The sequence below is a fragment of the Streptomyces sp. NPDC086080 genome (genome assembly GCF_044540255.1).
Classification (GTDB): Bacteria; Actinomycetota; Actinomycetes; order Streptomycetales; family Streptomycetaceae; genus Streptomyces.
The window spans coordinates 1-19,397 of sequence record NZ_JBITRU010000056.1 but is presented as its reverse complement, the minus strand read 5'-3'; the positions used below and the strand labels follow the sequence as shown (position 1 = coordinate 19,397).

Genomic DNA, 19,397 nt, shown 5'->3' with positions numbered 1-19,397 from the left:
TTCTATGTAAGGAGAAGTTAGCCTCTGAACGGCGTTCCGGACAAGACCGTCGCCGCGGCCGACTTGTTCGAGGGGGCGAACAAACGGGCGTGGCCGCCGTAGGGTCTGCTCGGGACGACGACGAGACGACGCAACGCGCGACCGGAGGACGAGAGATGACCGTGACCCTGGCGGACGTGGCGGCTCGCGCGCAGGTCTCACCCGCGACGGTGTCACGCGTGCTCAACGGGAACTATCCCGTGGCCGCGTCCACCCGCGAGCGGGTACTGAAGGCCGTGGACGAACTGGACTATGTGCTCAACGGCCCCGCGAGCTCCCTCGCCGCCGCCACGTCCGACCTGGTCGGCATCCTGGTGAACGACATCGCCGACCCGTTCTTCGGGATCATGGCGAGCGCCATCCAGGGGGAGATCGGGGGGCCGGGCGGTCGCGCGGGCGGGGAGAGACTCGCGGTCGTGTGCAATACGGGGGGCTCGCCCGAGCGTGAACTGACCTACCTCACCCTGCTCCAGCGGCAGCGGGCGGCGGCGGTGGTGCTGACCGGTGGCGCGATCGAGGACGCTCCGCACCGGGCGGCGCTGGACGCGAAGTTGCGGAAGCTGACGGAGGCCGGGACGCGGGTGGTGCTGTGCGGGCGGCCGCAGGCGCCGGAGACCGGGGCGATCGCGCTGACCTTCGACAACCGGGCTGGGGGGCAGGAACTCACCGAGCATCTGATCGGGTTGGGGCACCGGCGGCTCGGGTACATCGCGGGGCCCCAGGAACGGTCGACGACACGGCACCGGCTCGAGGGGCACCGGGCCGCGCTGGCCACGCACGGGATCGAGGAGGACGCCCGGTGGACCGTGCACGGACGGTACGACCGGCTGTCGGGGTACGAGGCCACGCTCGAACTCCTGCGGCGTGACCCGTCGTTGACGGCCGTTGTCGCGGCGAACGACTCCGTCGCGCTGGGTGCGTGTGCGGCACTGCGGGACACCGGGCGGCGGATCCCGGACGATGTGTCGGTGGCCGGGTTCGACGATCTGCCGTTCAGCATCGACGTGGTGCCGGCGCTGACGACGGTGCGGTTGCCGTTGGCGGAGGCGGGGGCTCGGGCGGGGCGGATCGCCATGGGGCGGGAGGAGGCGCCGCCCGGGGGGATCGCGGTGGTGCGGGGGGAGCTGATGGTGCGGGGGTCTGTGGCGGGGCCTCGGGGGTGAGGGGGCGGGGGCGTAGCGGGGGGGGGTGCGGGTCTTGAGTGGATTTCGCGCAGTTCCCCGCGCCCCTCGAAGGCGATGGCGACTGACGGTCGTGGGTGGTGTTCGCGCAGTTCCCCGCGCCCCTCGAACGCGATCGGTTCCCCGCGCCCCTGGAAGGTGATCGGCGACTGACGGTCGTGGGTGGGTTCGCGCAGTTCCCCGCGCCCCTCGAACGCGATCGGCGACTGACGGTCATCCGTGGGGTTCGCGCAGTTCCCCGCGCCCCTGGAAGGTGATCGGCGACTGCGGGTCGCGGCGACAACGGAGTAATGGGGAGGAGTCGACCGGGCCGGTCGCGGGTAGTGTCCGAATTTATGAAGCTGGCGTTCTCCACCCTCGGTGTCCCTGGCCTGCCCCTCGCCGACGTACTGGGCCTCGCGACCGCGCACGGCTACCACGGCGTCGAGCTGCGCGCCCACCCCGAGGAACCCGTCCACCCGGGCCTCACTCCCGCGCAACGTGCGGATGTCGCCACCGACTTCAAGTCGGCCGGCGTCGAGGTGCTGGGCCTCGCCGGATACGTCCGGGTCGCCGCGCCCGGTGAGGACGATGCCGTCATCGGTGAGATCCGCACCCTGCTCGACCTCGCCCGGGACATCGGCGCCCCGTTCGTCAGGGTGTTCCCCGGCGGCGGCGACGAACAGACCGTCGAGGAGGCGGACGCGACGGCCGCCCGGCGGCTGGGCACGGCCGCCGAGTACGCGGCCGACGCGGGCGTACGGATTCTGCTGGAGACGCACGACTCGCACCGCACCGGCGCCGACGCGATGCGGGTGCTCGGTCTGGTCGGGCACCGGCAGGTGGGCGCGCTGTGGGACGTGATGCACACCTGGCTCGGAGGTGAGCAGCCCGTGGAGAGTTTCGCGGCGCTCTCACCCCACCTGGGCTATGTCCAGGTGAAGGACATCGCCTCCGCCGAGGACAGGACGCCTCTTGTCCTCGGTGCCGGCGTCCTTCCGCTCGCCGATGTCGTCGAGGTCCTCTCCCGGCACGGCTGGGACGGCTGGCTCTGCTGGGAGTACGAGAAGCGCTGGTACCCCGGGGCGGCGGAGCTCCCGGGCCTGCTGGGCGCCGGCCGGGACCACCTGCTGCGGCTGGGGGCGCCGAAGCAGTAGGCGGCGGTCCGGCAGGAGGGTCGGGGCACGGGTCCGGGGAGATCACCCGTTCGCGCGCGGGTCATGGCGGCGGCGGCCGGGACCCTTGACCGGAAGTTACTTTCCCTATAAGCGTACTTCCTTGGAAGTTTCTTTCACCCCCGGGAAGGAGCTCACGTGCCCCACCGCACCTCACGACGCACCCTCCTCACCGCCACGGCGGCGGCCGCGGCGGCCGCGGCCACCGGCGTCCTCTCCGCCACCGGCACCGCGTCCGCGCACCCCGCCGATGCCTCCACTAACGCCTCCACCGACCGCCGGCTGCGGCGGATCATCGCCCGGATGAGCCTGGAGGAGAAGGTCGGCCAGCTCTTCGTGATGCGGGTGTACGGGCACTCCGCCACCGATCCCGACCAGGCCGACATCGACGCGAACCTCAAGGAGATCGGGGTCCGCACCGCCGCCGAGCTGGTCGCCACCTACCACGTCGGCGGGATCATCTACTTCGCGTGGGCGCACAACACCCGCGACCCGCACCAGATCGCCGCCCTCTCCAACGGCATCCAGCGGGCCGGGCTGGCCGGCCGCACCCCGCTGCCGCTCCTGGTCTCCACCGACCAGGAACACGGCATCGTGTGCCGGGTCGGTGAACCGGCGACGCTGCTGCCGGGGGCGATGGCCCTGGGGGCGGGCGGTTCACGCTCCGACGCCCGTACGGCGGGCCGGATCGCCGGGGCCGAGCTGGCGGCGCTGGGCATCAACCAGAACTACGCGCCGGACGCGGACGTCAACGTCAACCCGGCCAACCCGGTCATCGGCGTACGCTCCTTCGGCTCCGACCCCGAGTCGGTGGCCGGGATGGTCGCGGCGCAGGTGAAGGGGTATCAGGGCGCCGGGATCGCCTCCACCGCGAAGCACTTCCCCGGCCACGGCGACACCAGCACCGACAGCCACACCGGTCTGCCCGTCATCCGTCACACCCGGGAGCAGTGGGCCGAGCTGGACGCCCCGCCGTTCCGGGCGGCCGTGGCGGCGGGCATCGACTCGATCATGACGGCGCACATCGTGGTGCCCGCCCTGGACCCGTCGGAGGACCCGGCGACCCTCTCGCACCCGATCCTCACCGGCATCCTCCGCGAGGAGCTCGGCTACGACGGCGTCGTGGTCACCGACGCCCTGGGCATGGAGGGCGTCCGCACGAAGTACGGCGACGAGCGCGTGCCGGTCCTCGCGCTGCTGGCGGGCGTGGACCAGCTGCTGAACCCGCCGGACCTCAAGGTCGCCTGGAACGCCGTGCTGGGCGCGGTGAGAAGCGGCGAGATCAGCGAGGCCCGCATCGAGGAATCGATTCTGCGCATCCTGCGGCTCAAGACGAGGCTCGGGCTGTTCCGCGATCCGTACGTCACCCACCGGGGTGTCGACCGCACCGTGGGCGTCCGTTCGCACCTCGCCACCGCCGACCGGATCGCCGAGCGGACGACCACGCTGCTGGCCAACACCGGCTCGCTGCTGCCGCTGTCCCGCAGGTCCCACAGGAACCTCCTGGTGGTCGGCGCCGATCCGGCCTCGCCCTCCGGCACGACCGGCCCGCCGACCACCACGCTGGCCGGGGCCTTCGAGGAGCTGGGATTCGCGGCGACCGCGCTGTCCACCGGCACGGCACCCACCCAGGCGAAGATCGCCGAGGCGGTGGCCGCCGCCGCGGGCAAGGACGCGGTGGTCGTGGGCACGTACAACGTGTCGGCGACCAGTTCGCAGCGGACCCTGGTCAGCGCCCTCGCGGCCACCGGCGTCCCGGTGATCACGGTCGCGATCCGCAATCCGTACGACATCGCCCAGCTGGCCGGAACGGGCTACGCGGCGAGCCTCGCCGCGTACTCCTGGACGGACGTCGAACTGAGGGCCGCCGCACGGGTGATCGCGGGGCGGGCCCGCCCCGAGGGCAGGCTGCCGGTGCCGGTGCAGCGGGCGGACGCCCCCGCACAGGCGCTCTACCCCGTGGGTTACGGGCTGTCGTACCGCATGTAGGCCGGCTTCGCGCCGCAACCACCCGATGAGCTGAAAACACCCCGTGCACCTGGCGTGCGCCCGCCCCGGCGGGTCACGCTGGGTGCACGTCCCTGTGGGCGTACAGGGGGGTCGTCGTCCATGCGAGAGTGCCGTGCCGTGCGGATGCCGCGCGTCCTGCTCACCGTCGTCGCGGCGCTCGTGCTGAGTGCCTGCCGGCAGCCGGTGACCGGCACGCCGGGCACGCCCGCCGGGAGTCCGCGCGGCGGTACGGCTGCCACCGGGCAGGGGCCGGAGTTCCTGGGGCCGGCCGAGTGCAGTTCGCGCGGGGGGACGGTCCGCGAGGTGTCGTGCGGCAGTGAGAGGGCGGCGGCGCGGGTGCTGGCCCGGTACACCGGCACCCCGTCGGACGGTCCCGCGTGTCCGCCCACGACCGACTTCGTCCTGCACATCTCCCGAGGCGGTCCTTCCGCTCCCCGGGGCTACGCGTGCATGCGCAATCTGGAGTCCCCGCATCCGGGCGATCCGGGACAGGGCGGCGGTCCGCGCACCGTGGTCGGGGACTGCGTCCAGGGCCTCCGCGACGGCGAGGTCAGGGAGACCGCCTGCGACGGATCGGGCGAGCGCCCGCCGGAGTTCGAGATCGGGTCGGCGGCCGCACGCCGCGCCCTCTGCCCGGACAGCACGGATCTGTATGTGCGGCTGGGCGGGGACAGGCCGGTGGGCTGCGCCCACCGGGTGTGATCAGCACCCGGCGGACGCAGCCCACTTCGAATCCGGGCCGGCCTGTTACGGCCTCAGCGTGCCCCGGTTGCGCTGGAGTTCGTCGTCCCGCTTGTCGAGGCGGGCGTCGAACTTCGCGAGGGGCTTCGCCTTCGCCGGGTCGGCCTCGACGGCCGCCGGCGCGACCCCGGCCCAGCGGAGGACTGCGGCAGTGGCCCTCGCCTTCTCGTCGGCCGTGAGGCCGGCGATCTTGGAGCCGTGGTTCCCGCCGTCCACCGTGTAGACGTAGCTGTCCCTGGCGCCCTTGCCGAGGCGGAAGGGCTCCGCGCCCCACGGGTCGTTCCCGCCGTAGACGTACATCATCTGCCGGGCGTTGTTCCTGACCCAGCTGTCCACGTCACGCATGGCCGAGTGCTGGAACTTCATCGGGATGGAGCGCGGCACGAAGTTGCGCGGCGGCTGGTAGCCGTAGCGGCTGAGGTTGCCGAGCCAGGGCTGCTCGATGTCGGGCGATCCGAGCTGCGTGCCGGCCTGGTAGTAGTACGGCGTGTACGTCGCCAGGCCCTGGTCCGCGTAGGCCGAGAAGCCCGAGATGCCGTCGACGGAGTCCCAGATCTCCTGGTCGGTGGCGTTCTTCGCGTCGGCCGGGACGGACGCGCAGTCGGCGAGCAGGCTGTACTGCCAGAACGCCCAGACGTAGTCCATGACGACGGCCTCGTACGCCTTGTCGAGCGTGCCGACCGTGTCGAAGGTGAGGTTGTTCTCGGCGGCGTAGGCCGCGAACTTCTTCTCCAGCGGCTCCCGGCGGACGAGGGCCTCACGCTGGACGCCGCTCAGCCGGTCCCGGCACTCCTTGGTGCCGACGCGGGCGAAGAACCGGTCGTACGCGGAGTCCTCGTCGTTCACCACGTCGTTGGGGGCGACGTAGGCGACGACGCCGTCCATGTCCTTCGGGTAGAAGCGCTCGAAGTAGGTGGCGGTCATACCGCCCTTGGAGCCGCCGGTGGCGAGCCAGTTCTGGGAGTAGATCTTCTTCAGCGCCTTGAAGACCCGGTGCTGGTCGCTGGCGGCCTGCCAGATGTCCAGCTTCGACCAGTCGGCGGGGGCCGGGCGGGACGGCGTGAAGAACCGGTACTCCAGGGACACCTGGTTACCGTCGATGATCTGAGTCGGCTCGCTGCGGCTCGGGTTGGTCGAGACGTTGTAGCCGCTGGTGAAGAAGACCGTGGGCCGGCTCGTGTCCTTGTGCAGCAGGGTGACGCGCTGCTGGAACGTGCCCTTGGACGGGTGCTTGTGGTCGATCGGCTGGGTGTAGTTCAGGACGAAGTAGCGGTACCCGGGGTACGGCTTCTCCTCGATCAGACTCATCCCCGGGATGGCCAGGATGCGGTCCTTGATGTCCTCGCTGCTGCTGCTGTGGCCGCTGCCCTGCTTCGCGGCCGGTTCCGCGGCGGTGGCCGCACCGGCCGAGGCCCCGGTCGCACTCACTGTGCCTATGAGCACCGCGAGCGACAGAACGCCTCTGAGCACCTTGCGCATGCACCCTCCCCTTGATTCACGACATTCGCCGTGAACCTAGCGGGGGTCACACCCGTCACGCCAGGCCTACTCGCACCTCAGCACAAGATCCACCCGGTGGAGCCGGACGAGCCTCCGACGGAACCCGAGGCACGGACACAGCGGTTCAGCGCGTGGACCGTGACCGGGCCGGCCAGCTTCGTGAACTTCCCGCTGTCGACGACCGCCCGGCCGCCGCGCGGCTGCAGCGACACCCGCATCGCGCGGCGGGCGCCCGGCTTCTTGGCGACGCTCACGGCACACGCGTAGGCACGGCTCTCGTAGACGCGCAGCGAACCGGTGGAGAAGGTCACCGTTTTGACCAGCCGCCCGGAGCAGGCCGACGCGGCGTGCGCGGGGGCCGCCCCGGTGGGGCCCAGCACCAGGCCGAGGGCGCCGAGCAGCGGGAGGACGAGCAGCGCCGCCGCCGCACGCCGGCCCGCCCCCGGCCGCTGTCGTCCCGATGACCTCAACGGGCTCGCCACACCGTTCACCTCATCCACCCCGCCCATTCCGTAGAACGCTTGGCCCCTTCTCGGGCACATGTACGCACCGGTGTACGACGCGGGAAGAGGGCCGTCGGGTTCCGCGGTGGCGGAGGGCCGTCCGCCCACCGGGCGTCACACGCCTGCCGGGGTCTCCTCGCCCATGTCCTCCCCTATGAAGGTGCGCCACAGCCGCGCGTACGCGCCTTCCCTGGCCAGCAGCTCCTCATGCGTACCGTCCTCGGCGACCCTGCCCCGGTCCATCACCACGACCCGGTCGGCCCGGGCCGCCGTGGTCAGCCGGTGGGCGACCACCAGGGTGGTGCGCCGGCCCGCCAGCCGGTCGGTGGCCTGGTTGACCTGCGCCTCACTGGCGAGGTCGAGGGAGGCGGTCGCCTCGTCGAGCAGCAGGACGTCGGGGTCGACCAGCTCGGCGCGCGCGAGCGCGATCAGCTGGCGCTGGCCGGCCGAGAGGTTGCGGCCCCGCTCGGCGACCCGGTGGAGGTAGCCGTCCTCCAGGGTGGCGATCATGTCGTGCGCGCCGACCGCGCGTGCCGCAGCCTCCACCTGGGCGTCGGTGGCCTCCGGCAGCCCGTACGCGATGGCGTCGCGGACCGTCCCCTCGAAGAGGTAGGACTCCTGCGGCACCACTCCGAGCCGGTGCCGGTACGCCGTCCTGTCGAGCTTGCGCAGGTCGGTGCCGTCCGCCGTCACCCGCCCGCTCGTCGGGTCGTAGAAACGCGCGACGAGCTTGACCAGGGTGGACTTGCCCGCACCGGTCTCCCCGACGAAGGCGACCGTCTGGCCGGCCGGGATCCGCAGATCGATGCCGGTCAGGGCCTCCTCCTCGCCCGTGTACGCGAAGGACACGTCCTCGAACGCGATCTCGCCGCGCAGCGACGTCACCGCCTGGGGCTCGTCGTGGTCGGCCGTGGAGGTGGGCTCCCGCAGCAGCTCCTGGATGCGTCCGAGGGACACGCTGGCCTGCTGGTAGCCGTCGAACACCTGGGACAGCTGCTGCACCGGGGCGAAGAACAGGTCGATGTAGAGCAGGTAGGCGACCAGCGCACCGGTGGTCAGCGTCCCGTCGTCGACCCGGCCGGCTCCCACGATCAGCACCGCGGCGGCCGCGACCGATGCCAGGAGCTGCACGAACGGGAAGTAGACCGAGATCAGCCACTGCCCTCGCACCCGGGCCTGGCGGTAGTGGTCGCTGCGCGCCGCGAAGCGCTCGGCGCCGTCGGTCTCGCGCCGGAATGCCTGGACGATCCGCAGCCCGGCGACGGACTCCTGGAGGTCGGCGTTGACGACGCTGATGCGTTCACGGGCGAGTTCGTAGGCCTTGACGCTCTTGCGGCGGAAGAAGAACGTGCCGACGATCAGCGCGGGCAGCGTCGCGAAGACGACCAGGGCCAGCTGCACGTCGAGGACGAGCAGCACGACGGTGATGCCGAAGAAGGTGACGAGGGAGACGAAGGCGGTGACCAGACCGGTCTGCAGGAACGTCGACAGCGCGTCCACGTCCGTCGTCATCCGGGTCATGATCCGGCCGGTCAGCTCCCGCTCGTAGTAGTCGAGACCGAGCCGCTGGAGCTGCGCGAAGATCTTGAGGCGCAGGGAGTACAGCACGCGTTCGCCGGTGCGGCCCGTCATCCGGGTCTCACCGATCTGCGCCAGCCACTGCACGAGGACGGCGAGCAGTCCCAGCCCGGCAGCCGCCCAGACCGCGCCGAGCGCCATCTTCGTGACGCCGTCGTCGATGCCGTGCCGGATCAGCACGGGCAGGAGCAGCCCCATGCCGGCGTCGACGGCGACCAGCCCCAGGCTCACCAGCAGCGCGGCCCCGAAGCCGTGCAGCAGCCTGCGCAGGCCGTACGACTTCTCCGGGCGCACCGCGCTCGCCTCGTCGATGGCGGGGACGTCGGTGGCCGGGGGCAGCGCGTCGACCTGGGCCAGGAGCTCGGGGGTGGCGGGCATCCCGGCGGCCGCCGTGTCGCGCTGCTCCTCCTTGCGGATCCACAGGGCGGGGGTGACCCCGCGCTCCGCGTCGAACTCCGCGTCGAGCTCCTCCAGGAGCGCGCGGTCGTCCTCCGGCTCCGCCACGACCGCCTTGGGCCGGTGGCCGGGCGAGGTGCCGCCCAACTCGTCGGGGTCGGTGAGCAGCCGGCGGTAGAGCGCGGAGCGGCGCTCCAGCTCCGCGTGCGTCCCGATGTCGGCGAGCCGGCCCCGGTCGAGGACGGCGATGCGGTCTGCGAGACCGAGCGTGGACCGGCGGTGGGCTATCAGCAGGGTCGTGCGGCCCTCCATGACCCGGGCCAGGACCTCGTGGATCTCGTGCTCGACCCGGGCGTCGACGGCGGAGGTGGCGTCGTCGAGGATCAGCAGGCGGGGGTCGGTGAGGATGGCCCGGGCCAGGGCGACGCGCTGGCGCTGGCCGCCGGAGAGGGTGAGCCCGTGCTCGCCGACCTTGGTGTCGTAGCCCTCGGGCAGCTCGGAGATGAAACCGTGCGCCTGGGCGGCGCGCGCGGCCCGCTCGATCTGCTCCTGGGTGGCACCCGGGTATCCGTACGCGATGTTGGCGCCCACGGACTCGGAGAAGAGGAAGCTGTCCTCCGGCACGAGGCCGATGGCGGCCCGCAGCGAGTCCTGGGTGAGCTCGCGGACGTCGTGGCCGCCGACGAGGACGGCGCCGTGGGAGACGTCGTAGAAGCGGGGCAGCAGGAGCGAGACGGTGGACTTGCCGCTGCCGGAGGCGCCGACGACGGCGACCGTCTCGCCCGGGTCGATCGTGAGGGAGAAGCCGTCCAGGACGGGGCGGTCCTCCTCCGCTCCGCTTCCGGGGGCCTCTTCACGCGCGTAGCCGAAGCGGACGTCGTCGAACTCGACGCTCGCGGGGGCGTCGGCCGGGAGCGTCCTGGTGCCGTCCGTCATGGACGGCTCGGCGTCGATCAGCTCCAGTACGCGCTCCACACCGGCCCTGGCCTGCTGGCCGACGGTGAGGACCATGGCGAGCATCCGGACCGGGCCCACGAGCTGGGCGAGGTAGGTGGAGAAGGCGACGAACGTGCCGAGCGTGATCTCGCCACGGGTGGCGAGCCAGCCGCCGAGCGCCAGCATCGCGACCTGGCCGAGCGCGGGGACGGCCTGGAGCGCCGGGGTGTAGCGGGAGTTCAGCCGGATGGTGCGCAGCCGGCCCGCGAAGAGCTTGCGGCTGACCTCGCGGAGCTTGCCGGTCTCCTGCTCCTCCTGGCCGAACCCCTTGACGACCCGGACGCCGGACACGGCCCCGTCGACCACTCCGGCCACGGCGGCGGCCTGGCTCTGGGCGTACCAGGTGGCCGGGAAGAGGCGGGCCTTGGAGCGGCGGGCGATGAACCACAGGGCGGGGGCGACGGCGAGGGCGATCAGGGTCAGGGGCAGCGAGAGCCACGCCATGATCACCAGGGAGATGAGGAAGAGCAGGATGTTCCCGATGGTCATCGGGAGCATGAACAGCAGCCCCTGGATCAGCTGCAGGTCACTGGTGGCGCGCCCGACGACCTGGCCGGTGGAGAGCTCGTCCTGCCGCTTCCCGTCGAGCCGGGTGAGGGTGCCGTACATCTCGGTCCGCAGGTCGTGCTGGACGTCCAGGGCGAGCCGGCCGCCGTAGTAGCGGCGGATGTAGGTCGCGATGTAGACGAGGACGGCGGCTCCGACGAGGAGGCCGGTCCAGACGCCGAGAGACCGTGTGTGGCTGCCGACGACGTCGTCGATGATCACCTTGGTGATCAGCGGGACGAGGGCCATCACGCCCATGCCGGCGAGCGAGGACCCGAGGGCCAGGACGACGTTGCGCCGGTAGCGCCAGGCGTACCCGGTCAGCCTCCGGCCCCAGCCGGGCTCCTGGACGCCCTGCTCCCGGGTGTCCCGCTCCTCCGCGCCCTGTTTCTCCGCGCCCGCCACCCGTGCCTCCTGATTTCGCCCCGTTGCCCCGCCTGACCTACCGCATCTCACCAACGCGGCCGGCAGCGGATTTCATCCTTCCGCAACAATTCCCGGCCGATGGGCGGAGGCGTGGGGGGCGGTGGACCTAGGACTCGTGGTCAACAGGACGGGAGGTGCCACCCGTACGCGCGATAGCGCAACAACTATCCGCGTTATACCTTGAAGTATCTATACCTTCCAGAATATGGATAGCCCCTACACCGTCGAGATCGAACCCGAGGTTCGACTGTGGCTGATGAATCTGCGCGACGACGACTACCTCGCGGTCGAGCACATCGCCGACCTGCTGCGCGACCGTCCGACCACCCTGGGAGAGCCGTACTCCCGGCACCTCGGCGAAGGAGTCCGGGAGCTGCGCTTCTCACTGGGCTGCAACCGGGACGCCACAAGAATTTCCTACTGGCTGGCGCCCGGCCGGAGAATCGTCCTGCTCACCGTCTTCCGCAAGACGCGGCAGAGGGAGAGCGCGGAAGTGGCACGCGCCAAGCGAACAAAAGCGCTCTGCGAGGCTGCGCACGAAGCCACGCTCGACGTGTACACCCGCACCACAGAGGCAGAGACGAAGGAGTGGTAATGGTCAGCCACGCCCACTGGAAGATGGCCCGCGACAGGAAGGTCGCCCAGGGAATCGCGGAGGACCCCGCGACGGAGAAGCTCCGCGCGGCGATCGCCCTCCGGTACGACGTGGGGCAGGCCGTCCACGACCGGCGGGCCGAGTGCGGTATCTCGCAGACCGAACTGGCTCGACGGGCGGGAATGACGCAACCGCAGGTCTCCAAGCTGGAGATCGGCGGCACCCTGCCCACCGTGGCGCTGCTTGCCCGGCTGGCACGGGCGATGGATGCGACGTTCAGCTTGGAGGCCGACGGAGAGGGTTTCCGGATGGCGTTCACCGCGGCCGGATCATCGGATGCGGGTCCGTCCGTGTCCGCAGCCGTCGAGGCCACGGACACGGACGCGAAGCGGACGGCCGCCGGCTGAGGCGCTCTTCCACTACAGGTGCGTCGGCTCGAACATCCTGAGCAGGGCCGGGAGCACGACGACGGACGGGCCCGGGGCCGCGAGAGCCTTGCCGAGGTCGGCGGCGAGCGACTCCGGCGACGTACGCACCGCGGGTACGCCGAAGGACTCGGCGAGGGCGACGAAGTCCGGGCGGGAGAGCTCGGTCGCGGTGGCCTCGCCGAAGGCGCCCGTCATGTACTCGCGCAGGATGCCGTAGCCCCCGTCGTCGACGATCAGCCAGGTGACCGGCAGGTCGTACTGGCGCGCGGTGGCCAGCTCCGCGATGGAGTACATCGCCCCGCCGTCACCGGAGACGGCCAGCACCGGCCGGGTGCGGTCGGCGGCTGCCGCGCCGAGCGCAGCCGGGAAGCCGTAGCCGAGGCCGCCCGCGCCCTGGGCGGAGTGCATGGTGTTCGGGTGGCGGGCGTCGAACGCGGACCAGGCCCAGTAGGCCAGGATCGTCATGTCCCAGAAGCTGGGGGACGTGTCGGGCAGCGCCTCGCGCACGGAGGCCAGCACCTGCTGCTCCAGCGTGAGGTCCTGCGCCGCGATGCGGTCGTGGACCCGCTCCAGGAGCTCGCGCACCCGCTCGGCCGCCGTGGCGTCCTCGCGGGGCTCCACCGCCTCCAGGAGGTCGGCGAGTGCCTCGCGGGCGTCGGAGTGGATGCCGAGGGCGGGGTGGTTGGACTCCAGCTTCCCGGCGTCCGCCTCGATCTGGATCACCCGGCCGCGCGGCCGGAAGGTGTGGTAGTTCGAGGAGAGTTCGCCGAGCCCGGAGCCGACGACGAGCAGGACGTCCGCGTCCTCCAGGAAGTCGGTGGTGTGCCGGTCCTCCAGCCAGGAGCGCAGCGACAGCGGGTGCTCCCAGGGGAAGGCGCCCTTGCCGCCGAAGGTCGTGACGACAGGGGCGTCGATCTTCTCCGCGAGCGCGCGCAGCTTGCCGGCCGCGTCGGACCGGACGACCCCGCCGCCGGCGATGATCACCGGGCGTTCGGCGTTCGACAGCAGGTGGGCCGCGACGAGGGTGAGCTCCGGGCGCGGGTAGAGCGCGCGGGGGGTGGCGTCGAGGGCGCTGACGACGGGCAGGACCGTCCCGGCGAGCAGCACGTCCTGCGGGATCTCCACCCAGACCGGCCCGTGCGGAGCGGTCAGCGCGGACTCCCAGGCGGCGGCGATCGCGGACGGGATCTGCGAGGCGGAACGCACGGTGTGGACGGACTTCACGATGTCCCGTACGGAGGCCTGCTGGTCGCGCAGCTCGTGCAGATAGCCGTGGCGCCCGCCGCCGAGCCCCGCGGTGGGGATCTGGCTGGAGATCGCCAGCACGGGTGCCGACGCGGCGGCGGCCTCCTGGAGCGCGGCGAGCGAGGTGAGCGCGCCGGGACCGGTGGAGAGCAGCAGGGGCGCCACCTCACCGGTGATCCGGCCGTAGGCGTCGGCGGCGAACCCGGCGTTGTTCTCGACGCGGAGTCCGACGTACGACAGCGAGGAGCGGCGCAGCGCGTCGAACATGCCGAGCGCGTGCTGGCCGGGCAGCCCGAAGACGGTGGTGGCGCCGAGGCCCTGGAGGGTCTCGACGACCAGGTCACCGCCGTTGCGGCCGGGCGGCACGTGCAGCGCCGCCTCCGCCTGCGCGGCGGTGAGCCGCGGCCGGTCGTCGTGGTCGTGGCTCACTTGGTGCGGCCCTCCGCGATCTGGCGGGACATGATCGTCGTCAGCTCGTACGCGGTGTGGGAGGCGGCCACGGAGGTGATCTCGGCGTGGTCGTACGCGGGCGCCACCTCGACCAGGTCGGCGGAGACCAGGTGGCAGGAGGAGAGTCCGCGCAGGATCTCCAGGAGTTCGCGGGAGGTGAGGCCGCCGGCCTCGGGGGTGCCGGTGCCGGGGGCGTGCGCCGGGTCCAGGACGTCGATGTCGATGGAGATGTAGAGCGGGCGGTCCCCGATGCGCTGGCGCAGCTGGTCGGCGATCTCGTCGACGCCGCGCCGCATGACGTCGGCGGAGGTGACGATGCCGAAGCCCATCTTCTCGTCGTCGGTCAGGTCCTGCTTGCCGTAGAGCGGGCCGCGGGTGCCCACGTGGGACAGGGCCTCCGTGTCGAGGATGCCCTCCTCGACGGCGCGGCGGAACGGGGTTCCGTGGGTGTACTCCGCCCCGAAGTAGGTGTCCCAGGTGTCCAGGTGCGCGTCGAAGTGCAGCAGGGCGACGGGCCCGTGCTTCTTGGCGACGGAACGCAGCAGGGGCAGCGCGATGGTGTGGTCGCCGCCGAGCGTCATCAGCCGGGCGCCGGTCGCGAGCAGGTCGTCGGCGGCGGCCTCGACGGTCTCGACGGCCTCGTTGATGTCGAAGGGGTTCGCGGCGATGTCACCGGCGTCGGCGACCTGGGCGAGGGCGAAGGGCGAGGCGTCCTGCGCCGGGTTGTAGGGGCGCAGGAGGCGCGAGGCCTCCCGGATGGCGTTGCCGCCGAAGCGGGCGCCGGGGCGGTAGGAGACACCGGTGTCGAAGGGCACGCCGACGACGGCGACGTCGGCGGAGCCGACCTCGTCGAGCCGTGGCAGCCGGGCGAACGTCGCGGGTCCGGCGTACCGCGGGATGCGGGAGGAGTCGACGGGGCCGCGCGGCGTCTCGTTGCTGCTCATGGGTGCGGGTGCCTTTCGTTCGGTGATGCACGCCTTGTGGGCGTTCATACGGTATTCAGTCTGCCAGGGCCCGTTCGGGGCCCGGTTTCGGTGGCCGCCGGTCAGACGGTGACCGGGTCCGGGGTGGCCGGCTCCTCGGTCCCGCGCCCGGCAAGCCGTTCGCGCCAGGCGCTCAGCACGGCTGCGTCGGTCGGCTTCGTCGCCAGGGACACGACGACGTACACCGCGAGCGAGGCGAGCAGCCCGTAGTAGACCGGCTCGTTGGCGAGGATCCCGAATCCCGCCATCAGCCCGATCACCGAGGCACCGCCGACGGCCACCGCGGCGAGCGCGCCCGCCGCCGTGCCCCGGCGCCAGAGCAGACCGCCGAGGATCGGCACGAGCAGCCCGCCGACCAGCAGGTTGTAGGCGACGGTCAGTGCCTCGACGACGTTGTTGAGCGCGATGGCGATCACGATGACGGCGACGCCCATGAGGAGGATGAAGGCGCGGTTCCCCTTCACCTCGTCCTGCTCCCCCTCGCCCTCCTTGGCGACCACGCCCCGCAGCCGCGACCAGATGTCGTTGTTGGCCACGGTCGCGCAGGCGATGAGCGCTCCGGAGGAGGTCGACATCACCGCGGCGAGCGCGGCGGCCAGCACCAGGCCCCGCACACCGACCGGCAGTTCGTCCTTCACGATCGTCGCGAACGCGGCGTCGGCGCTGGGCAGCTTCGGGTACATCACCTTGGCGGCGGTGCCGATGACGGCGCCGGCGAGCGCGTACACCAGGCAGTAGGTACCGGCGACGGTCCCGCCCCAGCGGGCCGTGCTGTCGCTGCGGGCGGTGAACACGCGCTGCCAGATGTCCTGCCCGATCAGCATGCCGAAGGTGTAGATCAGGACGTACGTGAAGATCGTCTCGCCGCCGATGCCCAGCGGGTCGAAGTACTCGGTGGGCAGCTTCGCCTTCATCTCGCTGAAGCCGCCGGCCTTGACGACGGCGATCGGCAGGAGCAGGAGCAGCACGCCGATCGTCTTGACGACGAACTGCACCATGTCGGTGATCGTGATCGACCACATGCCGCCGAGCGTCGAGTACGCGACGACGATGGTGCCGCCCAGGACGATCGCGACAGTCCGGTTCACGTCGAACAGGACGTCGAAGATGGTGGCGTAGGCGATGGTCGAGGTGACTGCGAGCATCAGGGTGTACGCCCACATGACGACGCCGGAGATGATCCCGGCCCGCCCGCCGTAGCGCAGGTCGAGCATCTCGGAGACGGTGTAGACCTTCAGCCGGGCGATGCGCGCGGAGAAGAAGACGGACAGCGCGAGCAGCCCGAGCCCGATGGTGAAGACCATCCAGGCGCCGGAGAGCCCGTACTGGTAGCCGAGGCCCACGCCGCCGATGGTCGAGGCACCGCCGAGGACGATGGCGGCCATGGTGCCGGAGTACATCCAGGGCCCGAGTCGGCGTCCGGCGACCAGGAACTCGCTCTTGGACCTGGCGCGGCGCATGCCCCACCAGCCCATGGCGAGCATGCCGGCCAGATAGACGACGATCACCGCGTAGTCGACAGCCATGGGCTTCCTCCGTCTCGTTTTCCACTCAGGGGCCGGATGTGGTGTTGGAGACGGTAGGTGGCCGGAAGCCGACGCTGAAGTGTACGTTTCCTCCATCCTCACCCCGCCGAGTGGATGGAACATCCATGCCGGACTCCCCCGCCGGGCCCCCCACCCCGCCCATCCCGCTGACCGAACTGCTGGCCCGGGAGGAGCTGGGCCTGCGCCGCATCGCCGGCCCGGAACACGCGGACCTGCTGTGGGTGCACACCTCGGAGATGGCCGACCCGTACCCGTACCTGCTCGGCGGCGAACTGCTGCTCACGGCGGGGGTGCAGCTGGCGGACGCGGACACCTACGTCGCCCGGCTCGCGCAGGCGGGGGCGTCGGCGCTGGGCTTCGGGGTGGCACCGGTGCACGACACGGTGCCGCGCGCCCTGGTGGAGGCGTGCGAGCGCCACGGCCTGCCGCTGATCGAAGTGCCGCCCGAGACCCGGTTCACCGCGATCGCGCGGGCGGTCTGGCGGCTCATGGCGGAGGCCCGGCACCGCGAACTGCGCCGGGTGACCCGGGCCCAGCAGGCCCTGGCGACGGCCGCGGCCCGCCCCGATCCCGTACCTGCGGTGCTGCGGCAGCTCGCCGTGCAGCTGGACGGCCGGGCCGAGCTGCTCACGGCGGACGGCGGGGTGCTGCACGCGGCGGGCGGGCACACGGCACCGGACGTACGGACGGCGCTGGCCCGACTGGCCCGGGTGGTGTCACCGACGGCCCCCTCGTCCCCCTCCCGGAAGCCGAGCCCGTCGTCCGCGACCGACACCCGGGGCGGCACCCATCTGTTCGCCTACGCCCTCGGCGGGGGCCAGGGACTGGTCCTCACCCTGGCGACACCCCGCCGCGACTCCGGTGACCACACCGTCGCGGGGATCGCCGTCGTGCTGCTGTCCCTGCTCACCGCCCCCCACCAGGGCGCAGACGCGGCGGGCCGTTCGGCCGCGCTCGTACGCCTCCTTCTGGGCGCGGCGCCGCAGGACGTCGCACCGCTGCTGGGCGACGGGGACGGCGACGACTGGACGGTGGTCCACGCCCGGCGGGCCGACGGCACCCCGCCCGGCTCGCTGAACGCGGGAGCCCTGGGCGCGGCGCTGGGTTCGGCGCTGTCGGACGTGGACCGGGAGACCGTACGGGTGCTGCTCCCCGGTCACCAGGGGGCGGTTGCCCCCCAGCCCGGCTGGACCCTCGGCGTCTCGGGCCCTTCCACGGCCGCCGCCCTGCCCGACGCCGACACCCAGGCGTCCCGCGCCCTGGGCCACGCGGAGGCGACCCGCACCCCGCTCGGCAACCACCGGCCGGGCGCCGGGGGCCTGGCCGACCTCGTCCCCGCCGACCGCGCCGAGGCCCACGCCCGTGCCCTGCTGGCCCCGCTCACCGAACCACTGGCCGAGACGCTGCGCTGCTGGCTGAGCCTGCACGGCAGCTGGGACCGCACGGCGGTGGCGCTCAAGGTCCACCGCAACACGGTCCGCCAGCGCATCGCGCGGTGCGCGGCGCTGCTGGACGTGGACCTGGACGACATGGACGTGCGGACCGAGCTGTGGTTCGCGCTGCGGCGGGGATGACCGGCCTGACGCGCCCCGGGCGGTGCCGCCGGGATCGGCCTGGGATCCGCCGGTCCGGCGACCTGATCATCTATTAGAATGAGATCACGTACGTGGGCATGTACCTCGGAGGCGCACTTATGGTCCACGTTCCACGACCCGGGCACACGACGGCACCGGCCGACTCACCGCCGGTCATCGGCGCGGACACGGAGTCCGAGCGGATCGCTCAGGCACTGGCACCCCGTGACAGGGGAAACCTTCCCGCACTCAGCGCACAGCCACTCATCCGCCTCGACGCCTACGTGGCGGAGGACGGCTCGACGGTGGTCAACGGCCACCTCCTGACGATGGGCGGCACCCGCCCGCCCAACGAGGCGATCCTCGACGCCGTGGCCATGTTCGCCCGCACCCTGGGGACGCCGGTGGCGGCGACCGTCATCGACCGCAGCGTGCGCCAGGTCGCGCGGCTCCGGGTGCATCCCGACGGCTCCAGCCGGACCATCGCCGAGGAGGAGGACCTGCCTCCCGGGCGCGAGCGAACCACCGCCGAGGAGCGGACGTTCCCACCGCTCGCCCGGGTCGAGCGGATCATCCAGCACGCGAAGCGCGAGGAACTGCACGCCGCGTTCGTCCTCGCCGGCGCGCTGCGGGAACACCTGACCCTGCGCCGGGGCGCGGAGGACGAACTGTCGCTGGAGGCACGGGCGATCGAGGCGTACATCGCCTATCGTCGCGGCGACTACTCGACCTCCACAGGACTCGCGTTGACCGTCGCACGCATCCGCTGCGGCAGCGATCTGCACCGGGCCGTGCCCGAGGTGGCCCGCGCCACCGCGGCGTGGCAACGGCTCCAGGACCAGACTCAGGTGGCGACCAGAGGACAGGAACTGCTGCACATGTGGGAGAAGTTGTCCGCGGAGGGATTACTGCGGGAACCGTCCCACCGCGCCATGGCCCAGGCCGTCCGCAGCCGGATGGAAAGGAGCACTCAGTACCCGGAGACCCCGGCCACCGCCCCTGCTCCCGCAGCCCTGCCCGCGGCACCGGAGGCCGTCGCCCCCGAGGACGCACCTCTCGCACCCACTCGGAGAGGACTGCGGCGCTTCACCAGGCTGATAGGGCGATCGGAGGGCTGAACCCGGACCACGACGCGTGAACGTCCGAGGAGCGACCGCCTCGGCGCACCCTCTCCGGCTTCAGGAGCGGAAGCCGATGACGCCGTATCCAGGTCGTGCTTCCGCCTGCCGCATCCAGTCGAGGCACTGCATGACGGCGTCCACGACCTCGGGTTCCAAGGGCGGGGCCTGCCCCGACTCGTCCACCGCGCGCTTGGTGGCCTCGAACTGCCGGAGCGCTTCGGCGATCGCCTCCGGCGCCCACTCCCCGCAGCCCGGCGTGTAGGCGTACGGCAGGGGTGCGGGCGGAGCGCCATGGCCGAAGTCGTCCACGGACACGGCGGTGACACCCAGGGCTCGCAGACCCTGATCGACGACCGACAGCCAGTCGCCCCTGTGCGGAGTGAA

Annotated in this window: 14 protein-coding genes and 1 pseudogene; 8 read left to right on the top strand and 7 right to left on the bottom strand. The window is 72.0% G+C overall.

All coding sequences use genetic code 11. The annotated features are described in order from the left end of the window. Nucleotides 1–155 precede the first annotated feature (155 nt). From ACIF9R_RS36020 to ACIF9R_RS36005, 4 genes are all read left to right on the top strand, one after another. Nucleotides 156–1,202 carry a LacI family DNA-binding transcriptional regulator gene (locus tag ACIF9R_RS36020; protein WP_399986974.1) on the top strand — a complete coding sequence of 349 codons (1,047 nt, stop codon included), beginning with the start codon at nucleotides 156–158 and terminating at the stop codon, nucleotides 1,200–1,202. A gap of 353 nt (nucleotides 1,203–1,555) precedes the next feature. Then, nucleotides 1,556–2,356 (top strand): sugar phosphate isomerase/epimerase family protein, encoded by an 801-nt coding sequence (locus ACIF9R_RS36015; protein ID WP_399986972.1) that lies wholly within the window; start codon nucleotides 1,556–1,558, stop codon nucleotides 2,354–2,356. Between the two features lie 156 nt (nucleotides 2,357–2,512). Continuing rightward, nucleotides 2,513–4,363: a glycoside hydrolase family 3 N-terminal domain-containing protein gene (locus tag ACIF9R_RS36010; protein ID WP_399986970.1), complete on the top strand. Its 1,851-nt coding sequence runs from the start codon at nucleotides 2,513–2,515 to the stop codon at nucleotides 4,361–4,363. 120 nt (nucleotides 4,364–4,483) lie between these two features. Beyond that, nucleotides 4,484–5,086 carry a membrane protein gene (locus tag ACIF9R_RS36005; RefSeq protein ID WP_030122490.1) on the top strand — a complete coding sequence of 201 codons (603 nt, stop codon included), beginning with the start codon at nucleotides 4,484–4,486 and terminating at the stop codon, nucleotides 5,084–5,086. Nucleotides 5,087–5,131: 45 nt separating this feature from the next. On the opposite strand, the gene ACIF9R_RS36000 is transcribed toward ACIF9R_RS36005, so the two are convergent. The 3 genes from ACIF9R_RS36000 to ACIF9R_RS35990 form a co-directional block, all read right to left on the bottom strand. Continuing rightward, on the bottom strand, nucleotides 5,132–6,604 hold the full coding sequence (locus ACIF9R_RS36000) for a S28 family serine protease (RefSeq protein ID WP_134665116.1): 1,473 nt from the start codon (nucleotides 6,602–6,604) through the stop codon (nucleotides 5,132–5,134). A 77-nt stretch (nucleotides 6,605–6,681) separates the two neighbouring features. After that, nucleotides 6,682–7,134, bottom strand: coding sequence for a hypothetical protein (locus ACIF9R_RS35995; RefSeq protein ID WP_030122488.1), 453 nt, complete (start codon nucleotides 7,132–7,134; stop codon nucleotides 6,682–6,684). 108 nt (nucleotides 7,135–7,242) lie between these two features. Continuing rightward, a complete protein-coding gene (locus ACIF9R_RS35990) occupies nucleotides 7,243–11,049 on the bottom strand; it encodes an ABC transporter ATP-binding protein (protein WP_399986967.1) in 3,807 nt (1,268 codons plus the stop codon). A 226-nt stretch (nucleotides 11,050–11,275) separates the two neighbouring features. Here ACIF9R_RS35990 and ACIF9R_RS35985 point away from each other — a divergent pair, with 226 nt between their 5' ends. Both ACIF9R_RS35985 and ACIF9R_RS35980 read left to right on the top strand, forming a co-directional pair. After that, nucleotides 11,276–11,665: a type II toxin-antitoxin system RelE/ParE family toxin gene (locus ACIF9R_RS35985; RefSeq protein WP_014156166.1), complete on the top strand. Its 390-nt coding sequence runs from the start codon at nucleotides 11,276–11,278 to the stop codon at nucleotides 11,663–11,665. Then, nucleotides 11,665–12,072 carry a helix-turn-helix domain-containing protein gene (locus ACIF9R_RS35980; protein ID WP_014156165.1) on the top strand — a complete coding sequence of 136 codons (408 nt, stop codon included), beginning with the start codon at nucleotides 11,665–11,667 and terminating at the stop codon, nucleotides 12,070–12,072. Before ACIF9R_RS35985 ends, ACIF9R_RS35980 begins: the two co-directional genes overlap by 1 nt. 12 nt (nucleotides 12,073–12,084) lie before the next feature. Here ACIF9R_RS35980 and ACIF9R_RS35975 read toward each other — a convergent pair whose 3' ends face one another. From ACIF9R_RS35975 to ACIF9R_RS35965, 3 genes are all read right to left on the bottom strand, one after another. Then, on the bottom strand, nucleotides 12,085–13,767 hold the full coding sequence (locus ACIF9R_RS35975; protein ID WP_399986965.1) for a thiamine pyrophosphate-binding protein: 1,683 nt from the start codon (nucleotides 13,765–13,767) through the stop codon (nucleotides 12,085–12,087). Continuing rightward, on the bottom strand, nucleotides 13,764–14,732 hold the full coding sequence (gene speB / locus ACIF9R_RS35970) for an agmatinase (protein WP_399986964.1): 969 nt from the start codon (nucleotides 14,730–14,732) through the stop codon (nucleotides 13,764–13,766). The genes ACIF9R_RS35975 and speB overlap by 4 nt, the downstream gene beginning before the upstream one ends. 101 nt (nucleotides 14,733–14,833) lie before the next feature. Then, nucleotides 14,834–16,297: a sodium:solute symporter gene (locus ACIF9R_RS35965; RefSeq protein ID WP_399986962.1), complete on the bottom strand. Its 1,464-nt coding sequence runs from the start codon at nucleotides 16,295–16,297 to the stop codon at nucleotides 14,834–14,836. Nucleotides 16,298–16,422: 125 nt separating this feature from the next. On the opposite strand from ACIF9R_RS35965, the gene ACIF9R_RS35960 reads away from it, so the two are divergent. Continuing rightward, nucleotides 16,423–17,892 (top strand): PucR family transcriptional regulator, encoded by a 1,470-nt coding sequence (locus ACIF9R_RS35960; RefSeq protein ID WP_360469929.1) that lies wholly within the window; start codon nucleotides 16,423–16,425, stop codon nucleotides 17,890–17,892. Between the two features lie 119 nt (nucleotides 17,893–18,011). Further along, nucleotides 18,012–19,010 (top strand): hypothetical protein, encoded by a 999-nt coding sequence (locus tag ACIF9R_RS35955; RefSeq protein ID WP_037827853.1) that lies wholly within the window; start codon nucleotides 18,012–18,014, stop codon nucleotides 19,008–19,010. Nucleotides 19,011–19,070: 60 nt separating this feature from the next. On the opposite strand, the pseudogene ACIF9R_RS35950 reads toward ACIF9R_RS35955, so the two are convergent. Next, a pseudogene (locus ACIF9R_RS35950) lies at nucleotides 19,071–19,397 on the bottom strand (hypothetical protein); the annotation flags it as partial.